This is a genomic window from Flavisphingopyxis soli (assembly GCF_007995095.1).
GTDB lineage: Bacteria > Pseudomonadota > Alphaproteobacteria > Sphingomonadales > Sphingomonadaceae > Flavisphingopyxis > Flavisphingopyxis soli.
Genome location: NZ_VOPY01000001.1, coordinates 797,924 through 816,330, shown reverse-complemented (window position 1 = coordinate 816,330; position 18,407 = coordinate 797,924). Strand labels below are relative to the sequence as shown.

At 65.8% G+C, this 18,407-nt stretch carries 20 protein-coding genes; 13 read left to right on the top strand and 7 right to left on the bottom strand.

What is annotated here, in order from left to right; translation table 11 throughout:
* Positions 1 to 5 precede the first annotated feature (5 nt).
* Positions 6 to 1,130: an AI-2E family transporter gene (locus FSZ31_RS03970; RefSeq protein ID WP_147121726.1), complete on the top strand. Its 1,125-nt coding sequence runs from the start codon at positions 6 to 8 to the stop codon at positions 1,128 to 1,130.
* A gap of 7 nt (positions 1,131 to 1,137) precedes the next feature.
* On the opposite strand, the gene FSZ31_RS03965 is transcribed toward FSZ31_RS03970, so the two are convergent.
* Both FSZ31_RS03965 and rpsU read right to left on the bottom strand, forming a co-directional pair.
* Positions 1,138 to 1,701: an FKBP-type peptidyl-prolyl cis-trans isomerase gene (locus tag FSZ31_RS03965; protein ID WP_147121725.1), complete on the bottom strand. Its 564-nt coding sequence runs from the start codon at positions 1,699 to 1,701 to the stop codon at positions 1,138 to 1,140.
* A 135-nt stretch (positions 1,702 to 1,836) separates the two neighbouring features.
* Complete coding sequence (gene rpsU / locus FSZ31_RS03960; RefSeq protein ID WP_147121724.1) at positions 1,837 to 2,040, bottom strand: 30S ribosomal protein S21; 204 nt, start codon at positions 2,038 to 2,040, stop codon at positions 1,837 to 1,839.
* A 524-nt stretch (positions 2,041 to 2,564) separates the two neighbouring features.
* On the opposite strand from rpsU, the gene FSZ31_RS03955 reads away from it, so the two are divergent.
* The 10 genes from FSZ31_RS03955 (at position 2,565) to FSZ31_RS03910 (ending at position 11,665) form a co-directional block, all read left to right on the top strand.
* Positions 2,565 to 3,176, top strand: a complete 612-nt coding sequence (locus tag FSZ31_RS03955) for a phage tail protein (protein ID WP_236643652.1) — start codon at positions 2,565 to 2,567, stop codon at positions 3,174 to 3,176.
* A 212-nt stretch (positions 3,177 to 3,388) separates the two neighbouring features.
* On the top strand, positions 3,389 to 3,901 hold the full coding sequence (locus FSZ31_RS03950; protein ID WP_236643651.1) for a phage tail protein: 513 nt from the start codon (positions 3,389 to 3,391) through the stop codon (positions 3,899 to 3,901).
* Positions 3,902 to 4,053: 152 nt separating this feature from the next.
* Complete coding sequence (locus FSZ31_RS03945) at positions 4,054 to 4,830, top strand: class II aldolase/adducin family protein (protein ID WP_147121722.1); 777 nt, start codon at positions 4,054 to 4,056, stop codon at positions 4,828 to 4,830.
* Between the two features lie 4 nt (positions 4,831 to 4,834).
* Positions 4,835 to 5,374, top strand: coding sequence for a (2Fe-2S)-binding protein (locus FSZ31_RS03940; RefSeq protein ID WP_147121721.1), 540 nt, complete (start codon positions 4,835 to 4,837; stop codon positions 5,372 to 5,374).
* 114 nt (positions 5,375 to 5,488) lie between these two features.
* Positions 5,489 to 6,346, top strand: coding sequence for an RcnB family protein (locus FSZ31_RS03935; RefSeq protein ID WP_236643650.1), 858 nt, complete (start codon positions 5,489 to 5,491; stop codon positions 6,344 to 6,346).
* A 127-nt stretch (positions 6,347 to 6,473) separates the two neighbouring features.
* Positions 6,474 to 7,757 (top strand): metal-dependent hydrolase family protein, encoded by a 1,284-nt coding sequence (locus tag FSZ31_RS03930; RefSeq protein ID WP_147121719.1) that lies wholly within the window; start codon positions 6,474 to 6,476, stop codon positions 7,755 to 7,757.
* 94 nt (positions 7,758 to 7,851) lie between these two features.
* Complete coding sequence (locus FSZ31_RS03925) at positions 7,852 to 9,702, top strand: DUF885 domain-containing protein (RefSeq protein ID WP_147121718.1); 1,851 nt, start codon at positions 7,852 to 7,854, stop codon at positions 9,700 to 9,702.
* A gap of 173 nt (positions 9,703 to 9,875) precedes the next feature.
* Positions 9,876 to 10,073, top strand: a complete 198-nt coding sequence (locus FSZ31_RS03920; RefSeq protein WP_147121717.1) for a hypothetical protein — start codon at positions 9,876 to 9,878, stop codon at positions 10,071 to 10,073.
* A 135-nt stretch (positions 10,074 to 10,208) separates the two neighbouring features.
* Positions 10,209 to 10,433, top strand: coding sequence for a hypothetical protein (locus FSZ31_RS03915; protein WP_147121716.1), 225 nt, complete (start codon positions 10,209 to 10,211; stop codon positions 10,431 to 10,433).
* 203 nt (positions 10,434 to 10,636) lie between these two features.
* A complete protein-coding gene (locus FSZ31_RS03910) occupies positions 10,637 to 11,665 on the top strand; it encodes a fatty acid desaturase family protein (RefSeq protein WP_147121715.1) in 1,029 nt (342 codons plus the stop codon).
* Between the two features lie 7 nt (positions 11,666 to 11,672).
* Here the strand turns inward: FSZ31_RS03910 and FSZ31_RS03905 are convergent, their stop codons facing one another.
* The 3 genes from FSZ31_RS03905 to FSZ31_RS03895 are packed head-to-tail and all read right to left on the bottom strand — an operon-like array spanning position 11,673 to position 14,274.
* Positions 11,673 to 12,152 carry an asparaginase domain-containing protein gene (locus FSZ31_RS03905; protein WP_147121714.1) on the bottom strand — a complete coding sequence of 160 codons (480 nt, stop codon included), beginning with the start codon at positions 12,150 to 12,152 and terminating at the stop codon, positions 11,673 to 11,675.
* Positions 12,149 to 12,661, bottom strand: a complete 513-nt coding sequence (locus tag FSZ31_RS03900; RefSeq protein ID WP_147121713.1) for a DUF1003 domain-containing protein — start codon at positions 12,659 to 12,661, stop codon at positions 12,149 to 12,151. The genes FSZ31_RS03905 and FSZ31_RS03900 overlap by 4 nt, the downstream gene beginning before the upstream one ends.
* Positions 12,658 to 14,274, bottom strand: a complete 1,617-nt coding sequence (locus FSZ31_RS03895) for a lysine--tRNA ligase (RefSeq protein WP_236643649.1) — start codon at positions 14,272 to 14,274, stop codon at positions 12,658 to 12,660. Before FSZ31_RS03895 ends, FSZ31_RS03900 begins: the two co-directional genes overlap by 4 nt.
* A gap of 43 nt (positions 14,275 to 14,317) precedes the next feature.
* On the opposite strand from FSZ31_RS03895, the gene FSZ31_RS03890 reads away from it, so the two are divergent.
* Positions 14,318 to 17,041: an ATP-dependent DNA helicase gene (locus tag FSZ31_RS03890; protein ID WP_147121711.1), complete on the top strand. Its 2,724-nt coding sequence runs from the start codon at positions 14,318 to 14,320 to the stop codon at positions 17,039 to 17,041.
* Between the two features lie 72 nt (positions 17,042 to 17,113).
* The gene (locus tag FSZ31_RS03885; protein WP_147121710.1) at positions 17,114 to 17,653 is read left to right on the top strand and encodes a SixA phosphatase family protein; all 540 of its coding nucleotides are present in this window, start codon (positions 17,114 to 17,116) and stop codon (positions 17,651 to 17,653) included.
* A 15-nt stretch (positions 17,654 to 17,668) separates the two neighbouring features.
* Here FSZ31_RS03885 and FSZ31_RS03880 read toward each other — a convergent pair whose 3' ends face one another.
* Together FSZ31_RS03880 and FSZ31_RS03875 are read right to left on the bottom strand one after the other, a co-directional pair.
* Positions 17,669 to 18,040, bottom strand: coding sequence for a MerR family transcriptional regulator (locus tag FSZ31_RS03880; protein ID WP_147122539.1), 372 nt, complete (start codon positions 18,038 to 18,040; stop codon positions 17,669 to 17,671).
* Positions 18,041 to 18,056: 16 nt separating this feature from the next.
* Positions 18,057 to 18,353: an integration host factor subunit alpha gene (locus tag FSZ31_RS03875; protein WP_147121709.1), complete on the bottom strand. Its 297-nt coding sequence runs from the start codon at positions 18,351 to 18,353 to the stop codon at positions 18,057 to 18,059.
* Positions 18,354 to 18,407 lie beyond the last annotated feature (54 nt).

Below are 18,407 nucleotides of genomic sequence, written 5' to 3'. Positions count from 1 at the left end.
ATACGATGGCCGAGAGCGGAACCGACAACCGGCGCGAACAGCCCGGCCCGACCGAAATGCGCGATCCGGTCGTCCGGCGCGAGTTCCAGAAGGCGATGGTGTGGATCGGCCTCCTGGTGCTTGTCGCGATGGTCTGGTTTCTCGCCCAGCCGATCCTCCTGATCCTCGCCGCGATCGTGCTGGCCGCGATGCTCGACGGCGGCGCGCGCCTGCTCGGCCGGGTCCTGCCGATCGGACGCGGTTGGCGCTTGGCGATCGTCATCCTGGCCGCGGTCGGTTTCCTCGCCTGGATCTCGATCCTCGCCGGGGCACAGCTCGCGGCGCAGGCTGGCGAACTCCAGGCGACGATCGTCAAGCAGGTCGATACGCTCGGCCAGTGGGCGGCAGCGCGCGGCATCACCGACGGCATCGACATTGCCCAGATCAAGCAGCAGATGATGGGCTCGATCGGCAAGGTGACGACGTTCCTTGGCAACTTCGTCGGCGCCGTGACCAGCGCAGTGATGGCGTTCGTCCTGGCGATCTTCATCGCGATCGACCCGCGCCTTTACGAACGCGGCGTCGCGTGGATGCTGCCGATGAGCGAACGCGACCATTTCTATGGCACAATGGACAATCTGGGTTTTACGCTGCGCCGCCTGATGGCCGGGCGGCTGATCGGCATGGCGGTCGAGGGCGTCGGCACCTGGCTGCTGTTATGGGCCGGCGGCGTGCCGATGGCGGCATTGCTCGGCGTCCTCACCGGCCTGCTCGCCTTCATTCCGAATATCGGCGCGATCGTGTCGGGGCTGCTGATCGTCCTCGTCGGCTTTTCCGCCGGGACCGACACCGGCCTCTACGCGATCGGCGTCTATCTCGCGGTGCAGATGGTCGACGGCTATCTGATCGTTCCGATGGTCGCCAAGCGCGCGGTCGATCTGGCCCCCGCGCTGGTGCTCGGCGCGCAGATCCTGTTCGGCACCTTGTTCGGCATCCTCGGACTGATGCTCGCCGATCCGATCGTCGTGATGATCAAGGTCGCGCTCGAACGCGAATCGGCGCGCGGCAGCAAATCGGATCGCAGCGCGAAACGCGCCGCGAGCGGCGAGCGCAAGCTCGCCGCCGACCGAATCGCCAAGCGCGCGAACTAGGTCAGGCTTACTGGCCGGGCTGCGGCGGTCCGGCAGCACCGGGCGCGCCCGGAGCCCCGCCCTGCTGCTGCATCTGCTGCTGCATCATCTGCATCTGCTGCTGGAGCGCTTCGATCTCGGCGCGCGTCTTGAACTCGAGCAGGTCGACGTCGAAAACGAGGTCGCTGTTGCCCGGGATGACGACTTCGCCGGTCTTGGGATTGCGCTTTTCGTCGGCGCCGTAGCCAAGCTTGGCGGGGATCGTCAGCCGGTACTTGCCGCCCGCCTGCATCTGCGTGAGGCCCTTGGCAAAGCCCGGGATCATCTGCTGCAGGTCGAACGGCGTCTGCTTGCCGCTGTCGAATTCGGTGCCGTCGGCGAGCATGCCCTTGTAGTTGACCAGGACGACATCCTCGGCGGTCGGCGACGGGCCGGTGCCCGGCTTGATCGTCTCGACCGAGACACCCTGATAGGCCTGCGCGGTCCAAAAGGCACCGCCGATCGCCAGCGCGACGAGCAGCGCAAGGCCGATCCACAAGGTCCACAGCGAGGACGATTTGACGGGGCGCAACGGGACGGCGGTGATCGACACTGGGATTTCCTTCGGCAAATACTCTTGCGCGCGCTCCTAACCCGAGGCGCGCGCGCGGGCAAAGAAAAAGGCGCCGGACCGAAGTCCGACGCCCTTTTGGTGATTCGCTGAAGTGAATCCGGGGTCGCGCGGGGCTTAGCTGCCGTCGCGTTCCATCCGCTTGCGATCCATCTTGCGCGCGCGGCGAACCGCGGCGGCCTTTTCACGGGCGCGCTTTTCGCTCGGCTTCTCATAGTGCCGGCGCAGCTTCATTTCGCGATACACGCCTTCACGCTGCAGCTTCTTCTTGAGCGCGCGCAAGGCTTGGTCGACATTGTTATCGCGAACGATGATCTGCATAAATTCCCGTCACTCCAATCACTGCGAATTCGGTCGCCGCAGGGGCGTTTGGCCGAATCGATAAACTCTCGATAGCACGAATGGCTCGCAGATTATAGCGCGAGCCAAGGCTTCGTCGCAAAGACATGTTTGCGCCGTCCGCCGCGCTCCTAGCAACGCCCCCCCGCCGCATCAAGCGAAAAACGCGCGCGTCGGGTCTGGGGCGGCCGAGCATGCCGATGCGGCATGACCAAACACAGGCTGCGCGATCGCACGATGCGATCGCGCGACCACCGGGCAGCTTCCTGTTCCAAGAAACAATCTTGCGCTCTTTGGAAATAAAAACCGCATGCGACATCCAATGGTGGCGCCAGGTTCGGCGTGGCAATCTGCGATATTCGACTGCAGGCAGAATAATCGTGATGCCGCTATTTGCGGCTCGCGCGTTTTCTCTATAGTAAAGTCATCGTTAATGGTTTTATGTCGGGCAAAATGCCCGGGATCCGGGCGTCGTGCGTTGCATTTTGGGGAGAGATTCGATGAGAATGAGCAAATTGGGGGCCAGCCTGCTGGCCGGAGCAGCAATGGTCGCAGGTGCCGCACCGGCGCATGCACAGGCCAGCGACCCATTCTTGGGTCAGCTTGCCTTGGTCGGATTTACGTTTTGTCCGCGGGGCTGGGCAGACGCGAACGGTCAATTGCTGGCGATCGCCAGCAACACCGCCCTGTTCTCGCTTTTTGGCACTACCTATGGCGGTGACGGTCGCACGACCTTCGCACTGCCCGACCTGCGCGGACGCGTGCCGATCCATTTGGGGCAGGGCCCAGGACTGAGCAATTATACCCAGGGCCAGACGGGCGGTGTCGAAACGACGACGATGACGGTGGCCCAGATGCCGCAGCACACGCATGTCGCATCGGTCCAGACCGCGGGACCGGTAATGGCCAACCATCGGCGCGCCGACGGCGCGGCTTTCGGGGTCACGGCCGATAACACCTATGTCCGGCCGGGCACGCCGGTTGCCAGTTACGACATGGCCGCCGGGACCGTCGTCAACGCCAATGCCGGCAGTGGTCAGGCGCAGACCAATATCCCGCCCTATCTCACCATGCGATATTGCGTTGCGACGCAGGGGGTCTTTCCTTCGCGCAACTAGTGGCCGCGGGAGCTTGACTTGCAAGCGCCGGGACATCGCTTCCCAATCGATAAGCATATTGCTTGGCCTGATCCATGTCAGGAATACCTACGTCGCGGAGAAATTCGATGAGAATGAGCAAATTGGCGGCTAGTCTTCTGGCCGGAGCGGCCATGGTCGCAGGCACGGCGCCGGCGCACGCTCAGGCCAGCGACGCATTCATAGGTCAGCTCATGATCACTGGAGCCAACTTCTGCCCGAGGGACTGGGCAGAGGCGAGCGGCCAATTGTTATCGATCGCATCGAACTCCGCCCTGTTCTCGCTCCTTGGCACGACCTATGGCGGTAACGGAACGACCACCTTCGCGCTCCCCGACCTGCGCGGGCGCGTGGCGAACCATGTGGGACAGGGCCCAGGGCTGAGCAATTATGCTCTGGGCCAGACGGGCGGTGTCGAAACGACGACGATGACGGTGGCCCAGATGCCGCAGCACACGCATGTCGCATCGGTCCAGACTGCGGGTCCGGTGCTGGCCAATCACCAGCAACCCGACGGCGCGGCTTTCGGTGTCACGCTCGACAAGACCTATGTCAGGCCGGGGACGCCGGTTGCCGGTTACGACATGGCCGCCGGGACCGTCGTCAACGCCAATGCCGGCAGTGGTCAGGCGCAGACCAATATCCCGCCCTATCTCACCATGCGGACCTGCATCGCGCTGTATGGGATCTACCCCTCGCGCAACTAGGTTGACTGCGGCACGGCTGGTCACATGGGCCGGGGAACCATGCCCCGGCCCTTTTCGTGTCGGTCGCAGGCGCGAGCTGCAGTCTCGCGCATCAGCGCTCGAAATCGCGCGCGCGCCGCGCTATGCCGGTGATCAGCGAAAAGGAGTTCCCCATGGCCACCGCCCCTGCAATCGACCGCGCCGATACCCGCCCCGACATGTCGGACGCCGAATGGAAGGCGCGCCAGGAGCTCGCCGCCTGCTATCGCATCTTCGATCATCTCGGCTGGACCGAAAGCATCTACAACCACATCACGGTCAAGCTGCCCGATGAGCCCGGCGCCTTCCTGATCAACCCGTTCGGCCTGCTGTTTTCCGAAGTCACCGCGTCGAACCTGGTCAAGGTCGACATCGACGGCAACGTCCTCGACGGCAGCGATTACCCGGTCAATCGCGCCGGCTTCGTCCAGCACGCGGTGTTCCATCGCAACCTGCCCGACGCGCACGCAATCATCCACACGCACACGACGGCGACGATGGCGGTCTGCGCGACCGAGGCGGGGCTGCTGCCGACCAATTTCTATGCCTGCAACTTCATCGGCCGGATCGCCTATCACGATTTCGAAGGCGTTACCGTCCGCGACGAGGAGGGTGAGCGGCTCCTCAAGAACCTCGGCGACAAGCGCATCCTGATGCTGCGCAACCACGGCCCTGTCGTCATGGGCATGACGCTGCCGATCGCCTTCGTGCAATACTGGGCGCTGCAACGCGCGTGCGAGATCCAGCTCGCGACGCTGTCGATGGGCGCACCGATCCATGTCAGCCAGGAGGTCATCGACGTCCACCAGCGCGACATCTTCATGGCGCAGGCGAGCGCCGAACCCGGCCGCGCCGATTTCGACGCCTGGGTCCGCCGGATCGACAAGATCGACAGCAGCTGGCGCGAATAGCGCAATGACCGCGCTGACCGTCAACGACCGTCCGGTCGATTATCGCATGGACCCGGCGACGCCGTTGCTGTGGGCGTTGCGCGACGCGTCGAACCTGACGGGGACCAAATACGGCTGCGGCACCGGCGATTGCGGCGCATGTACCGTGATGATCGACGGCGAGGCGATCCGCAGTTGCCAGGTCAGCCTGGCCGATGTCGAAGGGCGCTTCGTGATCACCATCGAAGCGCTCAGCCGCGATCGTGGCCATCCGGTGCAGCAGGCGTTTGCCGAAAAACAGGTCCCGCAATGCGGCTTTTGCACCCCGGGCATGATCATGGCGATCGCCGTCCTGATCAAAAAGAATCCCAATCCGACGCGCGGCGACATCGATCGCGAGATCACCAACCTGTGCCGCTGCGGCTGCTATCCCCGCGTCTACGAGGCGGTCGAGCTTGCCGCACGCGTGGCACGCGGCGAGGAACGGATCGCCGCGGCACCGCCGCCGGGCATCTCGCCCGAGGATGCCGCACGCGCGGTGCCAGCGCTGACTCCCGAGCATTGATCGGCCTGTCACCGAACCAGCGGTCCAGTTCACCGCGAGTCCATCTACGCGCGCTTAACTATGTCGATACTGGACACTGTGTCCGCCCGGGAAGCGAAAACACAGGAGGCCTTGATGGCTTATAAATTGCTTGGCGGTCTGCTTGCAGCCGCAACCGTGTTGACCCCGCTCGTGCCCACTTATGCGGCAAGCGATACCGGGATCAGCGCACAAATCAGCAACCGCATCGCGCTCACCCAGCGCGACGACCGACGCGGACAGCGCGGCGACCGCTCCGAGCGCTCCACCCAGCGCGGCGAGCGATCGCGCGGTGAAGCCCGCCAGCAAGCGGCGCAGGCTCCACCAGCCGAAGCCCGCCGCGAGCGGCGCAGCGATCGGCGCGAAGATCGGCAGGACACTCGCCGCGAACGGCGCGGTGACCAGCGTAGCGCCACCCAGACCCGCGTGACGACGAACGATTATCGCCGCGGCGATCGTCAGGATAGGGGTCAAGACTATCGCCAGGACCGACGCGAGGACACGCGCACCACGACCCGCGATCGTTCGGGTGCAAACGCGGTCAACCGCTATCGCGACCAGCGCCGCACCGCCGACCGCCGCGATGCGCGTCGCTATGACGACCGCCGTGACGCGCGCCGCACCGAGAGCCGTCGCGACCAGCGCAACTGGAGCCGCGACTGGCGTCGCGACCATCGCTACGACTACCGCACCTATCGCAACAACCACCGCAGCACCTATCGTCTCGGTCGCTATTACGCGCCCTATCGCGACTATCGCTATCGCCGGCTCAACATCGGCTTTTCGATCGGTTCGCTGTTCTTCGGTAGCCGCTACACGATCAACGATCCGTGGCAGTACCGCCTACCGCCCGCGCACTACCCCTATCGCTGGGTGCGCTATTACGACGACGCGCTGCTCGTCGATACGCGCCGCGGCCGCGTCGTCGACGTGATCTACGGCGTCTTCTGGTAACGCCTCACGGCAATGCACGACGTTCGGGCCGGAAAGGAGACTTTCCGGCCCGTTTTCGTATCGCGGCTTGCATCGCCCCGGTGTCGGTTGCAGGTTCGCCGCGATCACGAACAGGGGGACGATTCGCATGACAATCGGAAAGCTTCTGGCGCATGGCTGCGCCGCACTATCGCTGGCGCTCGCGGCGCCGGCGCTGGCCGACACCACCGTCATCCACGCCGGCCATATCGTCCGCGATGCCGGCGCATCTTACGACGGCCCCGCGACGATCACCGTGACCGACGGCAGGATCGTCAGCATCGCGGATGGTACGCAGCCCGCCCCCGCAGGCGCCAAGACAGTCGACCTTGGCGACAAGACCGTGCTGCCCGGACTGATCGACGCGCACGTCCACCTCACCTTCGATCCCGGCGGCGACTATTGGCGCGAGGCGGTCGACCCGCCCGAATGGGACATGATCGTCGGCGTCAAGAACGCCCGCGCCACGCTGCGCGCGGGCTTCACCACCGTCCGCGACGTCGGCTCGGCCAAACTGACCGGATTCGCGCTGCGCCGCGGCATCGATGAGGGACTGGTCGAAGGACCGCGCATGCTCGCTTCGGGACCGGCGCTGTCGGTCATCGGCGGTCATGGCGATTCGACCGGCTTCCGCCCCGAAGTGCGCGAAGTGTTCGACCTCACCAACCTGTGTACCGGCGCGGTCCAATGCGCCGCCCGCGTACGCGAAGCGGTCGCGCGCGGCGCCGACCTCATCAAGTTCCACGCCACCGGCGGCGTCCTCAGCCAGGGCGACAAGAGCCTCGGCCAGGCGTTCACCGACGAAGAGATGAAGGCGATCATCGACACCGCGCACAGCCTCGGCGTCAAGGTCGCGGCGCATGCCCATGCCGATGCCGGCATCCTTGCCGCGACTCGCGCCGGCGTCGATTCGATCGAGCACGGCACCTTCGCCAGCGAGGCGACGCTGCGCGAGATGAAGAAGCACGGCACCGTCCTCGTGCCGACGCTGATGGCCTATACGGGCATCCGCGAAGGCCTAGCGCAGGACCGTTACACGCCCGCCGTTGCCGAAAAGGTCCGCATGACGCTCGGCGTCGTCGGCAAGGCGACGCGCATCGCGCATGATGTCGGGGTGACGATCGTTTTCGGGACCGACGCCGGCGTTTACGAACATGGCCGCAACGCGGGTGAATTTGCGTTGATGCGTGATCTCGGCGGCCTGTCGAATGCCGAAACGCTCGCCACCGCGACGACCGGCGCGGCCAAGCTGCTCGGTCTCGACGGCGAAATCGGTCGCCTCGCGCCCGGCTACAGCGCCGACATCATCGCGGTCGACGGCAATCCGCTCGCCGACATCCGCGACCTCGAACATGTCGACTGGGTCATGGTCCGCGGCAAGGTCGCCGACTGATCGACCAGCGGCGGGAGAGCGAAACCAGGCCGCCCTTGCCGCACGCTTCCATCTGTATTATGCAATCAATACACTTCGCTTCGAAAGGCCCGTCATGACCCTGCTCCGTTCTACCTCGATCCTCGCGCTCATGCTCCCGCTCGCCGCCTGCGCGACGACCGAACCGATGGCGGGCACTGGCGTCGCCGCGCAAACCAGCACTGCGGTAACTGCGGCGCAATCGGCGCAGTCCGAACACGACCGGATGTTCGCGATCTTCGCCGCCGATGATGAGGCGAACCTCAAGCGCAACCCGATGAGCGCATTATTTCGCGGCGACCTGCGCTATGCCGACCGGCTCGGCGACTTCTACACCGATGCCTATAACGATGCCGAACGCAGCGCGGCGCAGGACAATCTCAAACAGCTCGCGACGATCGACCGGGCCAAGCTCGATCCGACCGACAAGATTGTCTATGACGTCTATAAATATAACCAGGACGAGGCGCTCAAGGGCCTCACCCCCGAAATCCTCGCGCTGACCGACGTGCGGCCGATCAACCACTTTTTCGGCCTGCACACCTTCTATCCGACCTTTGCCAGCGGCAAGGGCGCAGCGCCGTTCAAGACGCTCGTCGACTACGACAACAGCCTCAAGCGCAACGCCGATTTCGTCAGGATTGTCGACCGTTCGATCGCGCGCTTCAAACAGGGCGAGGCATCGGGCGTCGTCGAGACCAAGCTGACGATCCGCAATGTCATCGACCAGCTCGATACCCAGCTCAAGATGCCCGTCGAGGAATCGCCCTATTGGGGGCCGATGACGCAATTCCCCGATGATTTTTCGGCTGCCGACAAGGCGCGGCTGACCGCCGCCTATCGCGCCAGCATTACCAACGACATCTATCCCGCGCTGACCCGGCTGCGCGATTTCCTGCGCGACGAGTATCTTGCCCAGGCGCGCGAGGGCGTCGGCCTCAAATACATGAAGGGCGGACCCGAGCTCTACAAGCAGCTGATCGAATCGACCACGACGCTGCCGCTGACCGCCGATTATATCCACAATCTTGGCCTCAGCGAGGTCAAGCGGATCACCGGCGAAATGGAAAAGATCCAGGCCGAGGTCGGCTACAAGGGCACGCTCAAGCAGTTCTTCCAGGCGCTGCGTGACGATCCCAAGCTCCAGCCCAAGACGCGCGACGAACTGACGCAGGATTATTACCGCATCGGCAAGGTCGTCGAGGCCAAGATCCCGACCTATTTCTCGCTCGTCCCCAAGGCGGGCCTCGAAATTCGCCCCTATCCCGAATTTCGCGAGAAATTCGAAGCCGGCGGCAGCTATGAACCGGGCACGCCCGACGGATCGCGCCCCGGCGTGTTCTATTTCAACGCCTATGACCTGCCGAGCCGCAATGTCATGGGCAACACTACATTGTTCCTCCACGAGGGTGAGCCCGGCCACCATTTCCAGATCAGCCTGGCGCAGGAAAACGAGGCGCTTCCGGCGTTCATGCGCTTCGGCGGCAACACCGCCTATGTCGAGGGCTGGGCGCTCTATTCCGAAACGCTCGGCTATCCGATGGGGCTCTACAAGGATCCCTATCAGCACATGGGGACGCTGTCGGACGAAATGCTGCGCGCGATGCGCCTGGTCGTCGATACCGGCATCCACGCCGACGGCTGGACGCGCGATCAGGCGATCCAGTACATGATCGACAATTCGCCGATGGGCAAAACCGACGCCACTGCCGAGGTCGAACGCTATATCGCGATCCCGAGCCAGGCGCTGGCCTACAAGATCGGCGCACTCTCGATCCTGCGGCTCAAGGACAAGGCGCAAAAGGCGCTCGGTGCCAAGTTCGACATCCGCGATTTCCACGCCCAGATCCTCGGCACCGGCGCACTGCCGCTGCCCGTGCTCGAAAAGAAGGTCGACGACTGGATCGCCGCGGGCGGCGGCGCCTAATTCCAAACCCTCTCCCCTTCGGGGGAGAGGCAGCGAAACTTGAGGGCGAAGCCCCTTGGTCGCAGCGCAGAGGGGGCGCCGAGCGCGTCGCCCATTGGAACATCGTGAATCCTCCGTGCGTTAGTGTTGCGAAGGCGCCGCCTCCGCGCGCCGCACGAACGAGGAGACACGTCATGGCGACGAACAGCGGCGACGGCCACCGCACCGGTTCGGTCGCGGGCCGCACCCAGGTCAGGAACCCCGCGACGGGCCACTATACCAAGCGCAACCGCGATCCCGGCAGCCCCGGCAATGGCGCGTTCATGGACACCAAGTCCGACACTGAACCGTTCAAGGGCGTCGCCAGGGAACCCGACGGCCGGCGCAGCTGAACCGAGGTCCTCTCCCTCTTCAGGGGGAGAGGATGGCGTAGCTTGGCGCGCGAGCGCCTAGCGAAGCCCGGAGAGGGGGCCGCGCCAGTCGCCCCCACCAATCCACACCCACCCCCAACCGGAAGCATCCCTATCATGGCCAACACCAACTCCAATCCCGCCAGCGCCCGCACCGGCGGCCCGAGCATCTCGAGCACCGGCGCGCCCTCGCAACAGAAGCAGGTCGATTCGCAGAAGGGCAGCGATGCCAACGCGACGGGCAAATCGCCGACCGATGCGCCGCGTGGCAACCCCGGCGACACGCGCACCGACGGCGGCAAGCAGCCGAACGATCCGGTCCAGAGTGCCGACCAGGGCTGATCGCGCTAAGCGCTTTCCTACACTTGGCGCGATCTGTACGATGCGCCCATGATCGTCGTTACCGCCTCGCCGTGCCAGATGCTCACCGCGCTCGCCAACACGGCAAAAGTCACGCTCAGGGTCACACCCGTGAACCCGTCCCTGGACGGTGTGAAGCGCGTGAACTTGCCGGGACTTCTGCGGCCTTGGACGGGTCGGCCGTCATGAGCGCGAATCACGCAGCGGCTATCCGGGTCGCACCCGCCAAGGTCGCAACGGTCCGCCCGCTCGACATCTTCGCGCGGACGGACTGGGTCGCGGTGACGCGCGTGTCGCGCTGGCATGGCATCTGGCTGATCGCGCACGCCTGGCTCGTCATCCTTGCCAGCATCGCGGTGACGCTCTGGTTATGGCAGCTATCATGGCCGTTCGGCCTGATCGCCGCGCCGGTGACCCTCGCGATCATCGGCGGCCGTCAGCTCGGTCTTGCGATCCTGATGCACGACGCCGCGCACGGGCTGCTGGTCAGGGACCGGCGCTGGAACAACCGTATCGGGCAATGGCTCTGCGCCGCTCCGATTGGCACCGACCTGCATGCGTACCGCGCCTACCACCTGATCCACCACCGCCATACGCAGACGCAGGCCGACCCCGATCTCGGCCTCAGCGCGCCCTTCCCCGTCACCCGCGCCAGCCTGCGCCGGAAATTCCTCCGCGACCTCACCGGCCGGACGTTTGCAAAGCAACGCTTGGCGCAATTCGCGACTGCATTTGACGGCGACACACCTGCCCCCGCCGATGCGACTGCGACCACCGACGACGAGCCCGCGTTGCCCGATACAGCCAATCTTTTCATTCGCCAGGCGACGCTGCGCTTCCTCGGTGTCCAAGCGATACTGCTGGGCCTCTCGCTCGCGATCACCGGAGGCGTCTGGCCGTTCGTTCTATGGTTCGTCGCGCTGGCGACGACCTTCCCCCTGTTCCTGCGCGTCCGCAACATTGCCGAGCACGCCTGCACCCCAACCGATTCGGGCGACCCGTTCAGCCATGCGCGCACCACCCGCGCGGGGATGATCGCGCGCGCGACGGTCGCGCCCTATTGGGTCAATTTCCACAGCGAGCACCACCTCTTCATGGGCGTGCCGTGCGCCAAGCTGCCCCGCGTCCACGCGCTGCTCGCCGCCGACCACCACGCCAGGATGACGATCGCGCCCAGCTATCGTGCGGTGCTGGCCTCGGTGGTGCGCCCGTAATGCCCGGTCAGTCGGCGACGAAGCGCCCCGCCTCGCGATCCTTGCGGGTACGCGACGGGTCGAGGACCTGGCCGTTCATCGCGACATAGACGCCCGGCGACAAGGTCTGCGCCGCGGCGAGCGCGAAGCCGATGTTGAACTCGGCATCGCTGTGCTTGAGCGTCGCGGGCTGCAGCGCGCCGGTCAGCACGACCGTCTTGCCCTCGATCCCGGCAAGCGCGCGTGCCGTCTCGACCATCGTGTCGGTGCCGTGGGTGACGAGGATCCGGGCCGCCTCGCTCGCCGCCACCGCTTGGCAGATCGCGGCGCGATCGTCGTCGGTCAGCTCGAGGCTGTCCTTGCGCATCAGCTGCGTCACCCGGTGCGGGGCATGGACGTTGTTGTCGCGCAGGATCGCGGCAACCGCGCTCGGTCCCACCTGGTACTCCGACAGGGCGTCGAAATAGACCTTGTCGATCGTCCCGCCGGTCGTGAAAATCTCGATCATTTCGTGTCCACTTTGCGGTTTTGTTCGATGATCTGGAGCAGCGCATCGATCTTCTGGTGCAGCCGGATGATCTCGAGCTCGGCGCGCAGGTTGACCTCGTAATCGTGCGCCGCGGCAATGCGATCCTTCGCCGATGCACGGTTCTGGCTCATCATGATGATCGGCGCCTGGATCGCCGCAACGGTCGACAGCATCAGGTTCAGGAAGATGAACGGATACGGGTCGAACGCCATCCCGACCTTGCCGAGAATCTCGCTGTTGAGCACCATCCAGCCAACCAGGACGAGGCCGAAGACGGTGATGAAGCCCCAGCTGCCGCCGACCGCGGCGACGCGATCGGACAGACGCTCACCGAAACTCGCCTCCGCATCGGCGATTTCGGCAACATCCTCGCTGATCGCGGTGTGCGAATGGATGCGTTGCACGACCTTGCGCTCTTCGTCCTCAAGCTCGCCGATCGTCTTGCCGAGCAGGTCCATCGCCAGCTCGTCGACAGTGCGTTTGGTCATGCGGCCTCCGCTGCTGTGAGTGCCTCCGCGATCAATTTGCGCGTATTGGCGATGCCGTACAAGGCGATGAAGCTGCCCATGCGCGGTCCCTGGCTCGATCCGAGCAGCGTTTCGTAGAGCGCCTTGAACCAGTCGCGCAGGGTGTCGAACCCGAACGCCTCGTCCTTGCCGATCTCGTAGACGATCGTCTGGATGTCTTCGGCGCTCGCGTCGTCGCCCAGACCGGCGAGTTCGCTGTCGAGCCGCTCGAGCGCGCCGACTTCTCCGCCGGCGGGCTTGCGCCTCGCCAGCCCGTGCGCGACGTGATCGCGATGATAGGCCAGCGCGTGGCCGATCAGCGCGTCGAGCTCGGGATGTGCCTGCGGTGACGCATCGGGCGCGTAGTTCTTGAGATAGGCCCAGACCTGGTCGCTATCGGCCTGTTCGCCCATCACCGCGACGAGATTGAGCAACAGCGAGAACGGCACCGGCATGTCGGCCGGCGGGACATCGCCCGAATGGACGTGATGGACCGGATTGCCGAGCCTCTTGTCGAGTTCCTGCGCGTGCCAGCTGCCGCGCATCTGGTGATATTCGTCGATCGCGCGCGGGATCAGCCCGGCATGGAGCTGCTTGGCCGACTTGGGATCGCGGTAGATGTAGAACGCCAGGCTGTCCTGGCTGCCGTACTTCAGCCAGTCTTCGAGGCCGAGGCCATTGCCCTTCGACTTCGAAATCTTCTCGCCCTTTTCGTCGAGGAACATCTCGTAAATCAGTCCCTCGGGCTTGCGCCCGCCGAGCACCTTGGCAATCTTGCCCGACTGGATGCCGCTGTCGGTCAGGTCCTTGCCGTACATTTCATAGTCAACACCGAGCGCGACCCAGCGCATCGCCCAGTCGACCTTCCATTGCAGCTTGGCCTGGCCGCCGAAGATCGACTGTTCGGTCGTGCCGGCATCGGGATCGTCGAAACGCACGATCCCCGCCTCGGCATCGACCACCGTGACCGGCACCTGCAGGACGACGCCGCTGACCGGAGAGATCGGCAGCACCGGCGAATAGGTTGCCGCGCGTTCGGCGCGCAGCGTCGGCAGCATGATGTCCATGATGCCCTGATAGTGTCGAAGCACGCCGCGCAGACCTTCGTCGAACGCGCCCGAGGCATACATGTCGGTCGAGCTGACGAACTCATAGTCGAAGCCGTAGCGGTCGAGGAAATCACGCAGCATCGCGTTGTTGTGCGCGGCGAAACTGTCATGCGTGCCGAACGGATCGGGAATGCGCGTCAGCGGCTTGCCGAGATGCTCTGCCAGCGCAGCGCCACCCGGCACATTATCGGGAACCTTGCGCAGGCCGTCCATGTCGTCGCTGAACGCGATCAGCCGCGTCGCCTTATCTTCTGGCTTGGCCCCGATCAGCGCCTCATAGGCGCGCCGCACCATCGTCGTGCGCAGCACCTCGTTGAACGTGCCGATATGCGGCAGGCCCGACGGCCCGTAGCCCGTTTCGAAGATCACCGGCGTCGCGGCGCCATCGGGGCCGGTCTTTCCGTCGGGATAGCGCTTGGCGATCCGGCGCGCTTCTTCGAACGGCCAGGCCTTGGAATTGCGGGCGGCGGTCTGAAGGTCGGTCACTTTACATGTTTCCTTTTCGTTCCACATTTGCGAGGGCAGCGCGGTGACGAGCCATCCCCTAGCCTACCCTGCGCTCCACGCAAGCCATGCGGGCATCTGGCTCGCCTCGCCCGATGGCGAGGTGCGCGAGGTCGCCAAGGGCGAAGCGATCGCGATCGCCGCCGAAACGCCGGTGATCCTGCTCAACGCGCCGCTGACCGGCCAGCGGCTCGGCTATCCCGAACTGTCGGGACTCGACCTGCTCGAACTGTTCGCCTTTATCCACCCCGCACGCTTCATGGTGCCGACCCCCGGCGGTCTCGCCCGCGCGCTCGGCATCGGCACCGAGCCGCCCGAGGACCGCGACTCGGCGCGGCTCTATCTCATCGCCGCGCAGAAACTGCTCGCCACGCTCGACGATTCCGACTGGCCCGAACGCGAAGGCGCGTGGACCGGGGCGCAATCGCTCTATCGCCTGCGCTGGCCGTGGGGCGCCGAGATCGCGCAGCGCATCGCCAAGCCCGAACGCGGCGAGCGCTGGCTGTTCTCGCGCCTCGCCGAGTGGGAAGAAAAACCTCCCCGCCCCGCCCCGCGCACCGTCGTGTCCGCCCCCGAAGCGGCGGTCGATCGCCTCACCGACCTCACCGGCAGCAGCGCCGAACTGCGCACCGGGCAACAGGATTACGCCCGCGCGACAAGCGCCGTCTTCGCCCCGCGCAAGGCGCGCGACCAGCCCAATATGGTCCTTGCCGAAGCGGGCACGGGGATCGGCAAGACGCTGGGCTATCTCGCTCCCGCCTCGGTCTGGGCCGAGGCTTCGGGCGGGCAATACTGGGTGTCGACCTTTACCAAGGCGCTGCAGCGGCAGCTCGCGCGCGAAACGCGCCGCCTCTATCCCGACGAGGCGAGCCACCGCGCCAAGGTCGTTGTCCGCAAGGGGCGCGAGAATTACCTGTGCCTGCTCAATCTCGAGGACGCGACGCAGGGCGGCTTTGCCGGGCGCGCCGCGATCCTCGCGCAGCTCGTCGCGCGCTGGGCCGCCTATAGCCGCGACGGCGACATGGTCGGCGGCGACCTGCCCGGCTGGCTGCCGACATTGTTCCGCCGCGCCGGCGCGACCGCGCTGACCGACCGTCGCGGCGAGTGCATCTATGCCGCCTGCCCGCATTACCGGAAGTGCTTCATCGAAAAGAGTGTCCGCGCCAGCGTCGACGCCGATATCGTCATTGCCAACCACGCGCTCGTGATGGTCAATGCCGCGCGCGGACGCGAGGCGGCGACGCGCCCGACGCGGCTGATTTTCGACGAAGGCCATCACCTGTTCGACGCCGCCGATTCGATGTTCGCCGCCGCATTGACCGGACAGGAAGCGATCGAGCTGCGCCGCTGGGTCATCGGTCCCGAGGGGCGCAGCCGCGGCCGTCGGCGCGGTCTCGCCGCGCGGCTCGGCGATCTTGCCAGCTACGACGAAGCGGGCGCGCGCGCGATCGCCGCCGCGGTGACCGCCGCCGAGGCGCTGCCGAGCGACGGCTGGCTCCAGCGACTCCAGGAAAACGCCGCATTCGGCCCGCTCGAGGCGCTCCTCGCGCAGGTTCGCAGCCTCGTCTACGCGCGCGACGCGAGCGCCAGTCGCAGCCAGGCCGACGCCGGCTACGGGCTCGAAACCGAAATCGCCGAAGTCCCCGGCAACCTGATCGACGCCGCCGCAACCGCCGCCAACGCGCTCGAGGCAATCCACCGTCCCTTGGTCCAGCTCGGCAAGCGGCTCGAAGCGGTGATCGAGGATGCGCCCGACTGGCTCGATGCGCAGGCGCGCGCCCGCGTCGAAGGCGCGCTTGCCAGCCTCGCCTGGCGGATCGACACGCTGTCGTCGTGGATCGCGCTCGTCGCGCGGATTGGCGGCCCTGCCGATCCCGACTTCGTCGACTGGTTCGCGCTCGATCGCAGCGATGGGCGCGAATGGGATGCCGGCATCCACCGCCACTGGCTCGATCCGACGCGCCCCGTTGCCGAAATCGTCCTCAAACCCGCGCACGGCGTCTTGATGACTTCAGCGACATTGCGCGCGGGCGGCGGCTGGGACGGCGCCGACGCGCGCACCGGCGCGGTCCATCTCGACCAGCCGCCGATCCATTTCGAGGCGCCGAGCCCGTTCGATTACGCCCGCCGCTCCGAAGTCCTGATCGTCACCGACATCAAGCGCGGCGACCTGCCCGCGCTGGCCGGCGGCTATGCCCGGCTGATCCTCGCCGCGGGCGGCGGCACGCTCGGCCTGTTCACCGCAATCCGGCGCCTGCGCGGCGTCCATGCGCGAATCGCCGACCGGCTCGCGCGCGAAGGCCTGCCGCTCTATGCGCAGCACGTCGATGCGATCGACACCGGCACGTTGGTCGACATCTTTCGCGACGATCCGCACGCATCCTTGCTCGGCACCGACGCCTTGCGCGACGGCGTCGACGTTCCCGGTCATTCGCTGCGCCTCGTCGTCATGGAGGGCGTCCCCTGGTCGAAACCCACCGTTCTCCACGCCGCGCGCAAGCTGGCCGCCGACGGCAGCGACTATGACGATCGCCAGATCCGCGCGCGCCTGGCGCAGGCGTTCGGGCGGCTGATCCGTCGCCGCGACGATTTCGGCCAGTTCGTCCTGCTGTCGTCGGCCGTGCCGTCGCGATTGCTCAATGCCTTTCCCGAAGGCACGCCGATCCGCCGCGTGACGCTCGACGAAGCCGCCGAGGCGGTCCGCACCTTCGCGCCAAGCCCGGTGGAGACTCGCGTCGAATCGGGCTAAAGGGGGTTTTCGCTGCGTGCGATTTGTTGCAAGGGCGCGCGCGTGCGGACAAAATGTCGGCGGGAGCGGACAATGAAATCCTTGACGCTGTTGAGGCATGCCAAATCGGGACTCGATAATCCCGCGCTGCGCGATTTCGATCGCCCGCTCAACGCGCGCGGGCAGAAAGCCGCGCGCAAGATGGGCGCGCATGCCCATGACCGGCTGATGATTTTCGACTGGGTCGTCGCCTCGCCCGCGCTGCGCGTTGAAGAGACGCTGGGCATTTTCCTTGCCGAACTCGAACCGCCGCGGCCCGACCCGGTCTGGGATCGCCGCGCCTATCTGGCGTCCGCCGCGACGTTGCTCGACATCATCCGCGAAACCCCCGATGACGCTAAGCACCTGCTGCTCGCCGGACACAATCCCGGGATCGAGGAACTGGCGCTGCGGCTGGCCGAAGGCCAGCGCGATACCGTCTATGCCAGCCTCGAGGAAAAATATCCGACCGGTGCGCTTGCCTGCCTGCGGCTCGACTGCATAAGCTGGAGCGATGCCGGGTTCGGCACCGGCACGCTCGAACGCTTCGTCCGACCGCGCGATATCGACCCGACGCTCGGCCCCGAATACTAGGCCGGGGCCCGGAAATCAGGCGGCGGCGAGAGCCTCAGCCAGACGCCGTCGTATCGCACGCAGCGGGGCCATGTTGCCAGGTGCCGACGCTGTCGGCGGCGGCGCCTGTGGCGCAGCTTTCGCCTCTGCTACCGGCGCCTTTTGCCCCGCGCCGCTGCGCAGTTCTTTCTGCGCGCCCTTGATCGTGAAGCCGCGCGTGTTGAGCAGCTCGTTGATCCGCTTGGCCAGCGCGACGTCGGCGGGCCGGTAATAGCGGCGATTGCCCGACCTCTGGAGCGGACGAAGCTCGGTGAACTTGGTTTCCCAATAGCGCAGGATATGCGTCGGCAGGCCCAGCTCGGCGCTCAGTTCGCCGATCGTCAGCATCGCGCCATCATCCTTGTCGATGGCGGCGGACATGCTGCTAGTTGCCCTGTGCGATCCGTTCGCGCATCGCCTGGCTGGCGCGGAACGTCATGACCCGGCGCGGCGTGATCGGCACTTCGACGCCGGTTTTCGGGTTGCGGCCGATGCGTTCGCCCTTGTCGCGCAACAGGAAGGTGCCGAAACCCGAGAGCTTGACCTGTTCACCGTCGCTCAGTGCGCCGCACATGCAGGCGAGGATATGCTCGACCATGTCGGACGCTTCGGCTTTGGAAAGCCCGACCTTGCGATGGATCGAGTCGCTCAGATCGGCGCGCGTCAATGTCCCGGTGCTCAAATCAACCCTCCCTCATCAAATTCACCTGATCCGCCATGTGTTAGCGCACCAAGA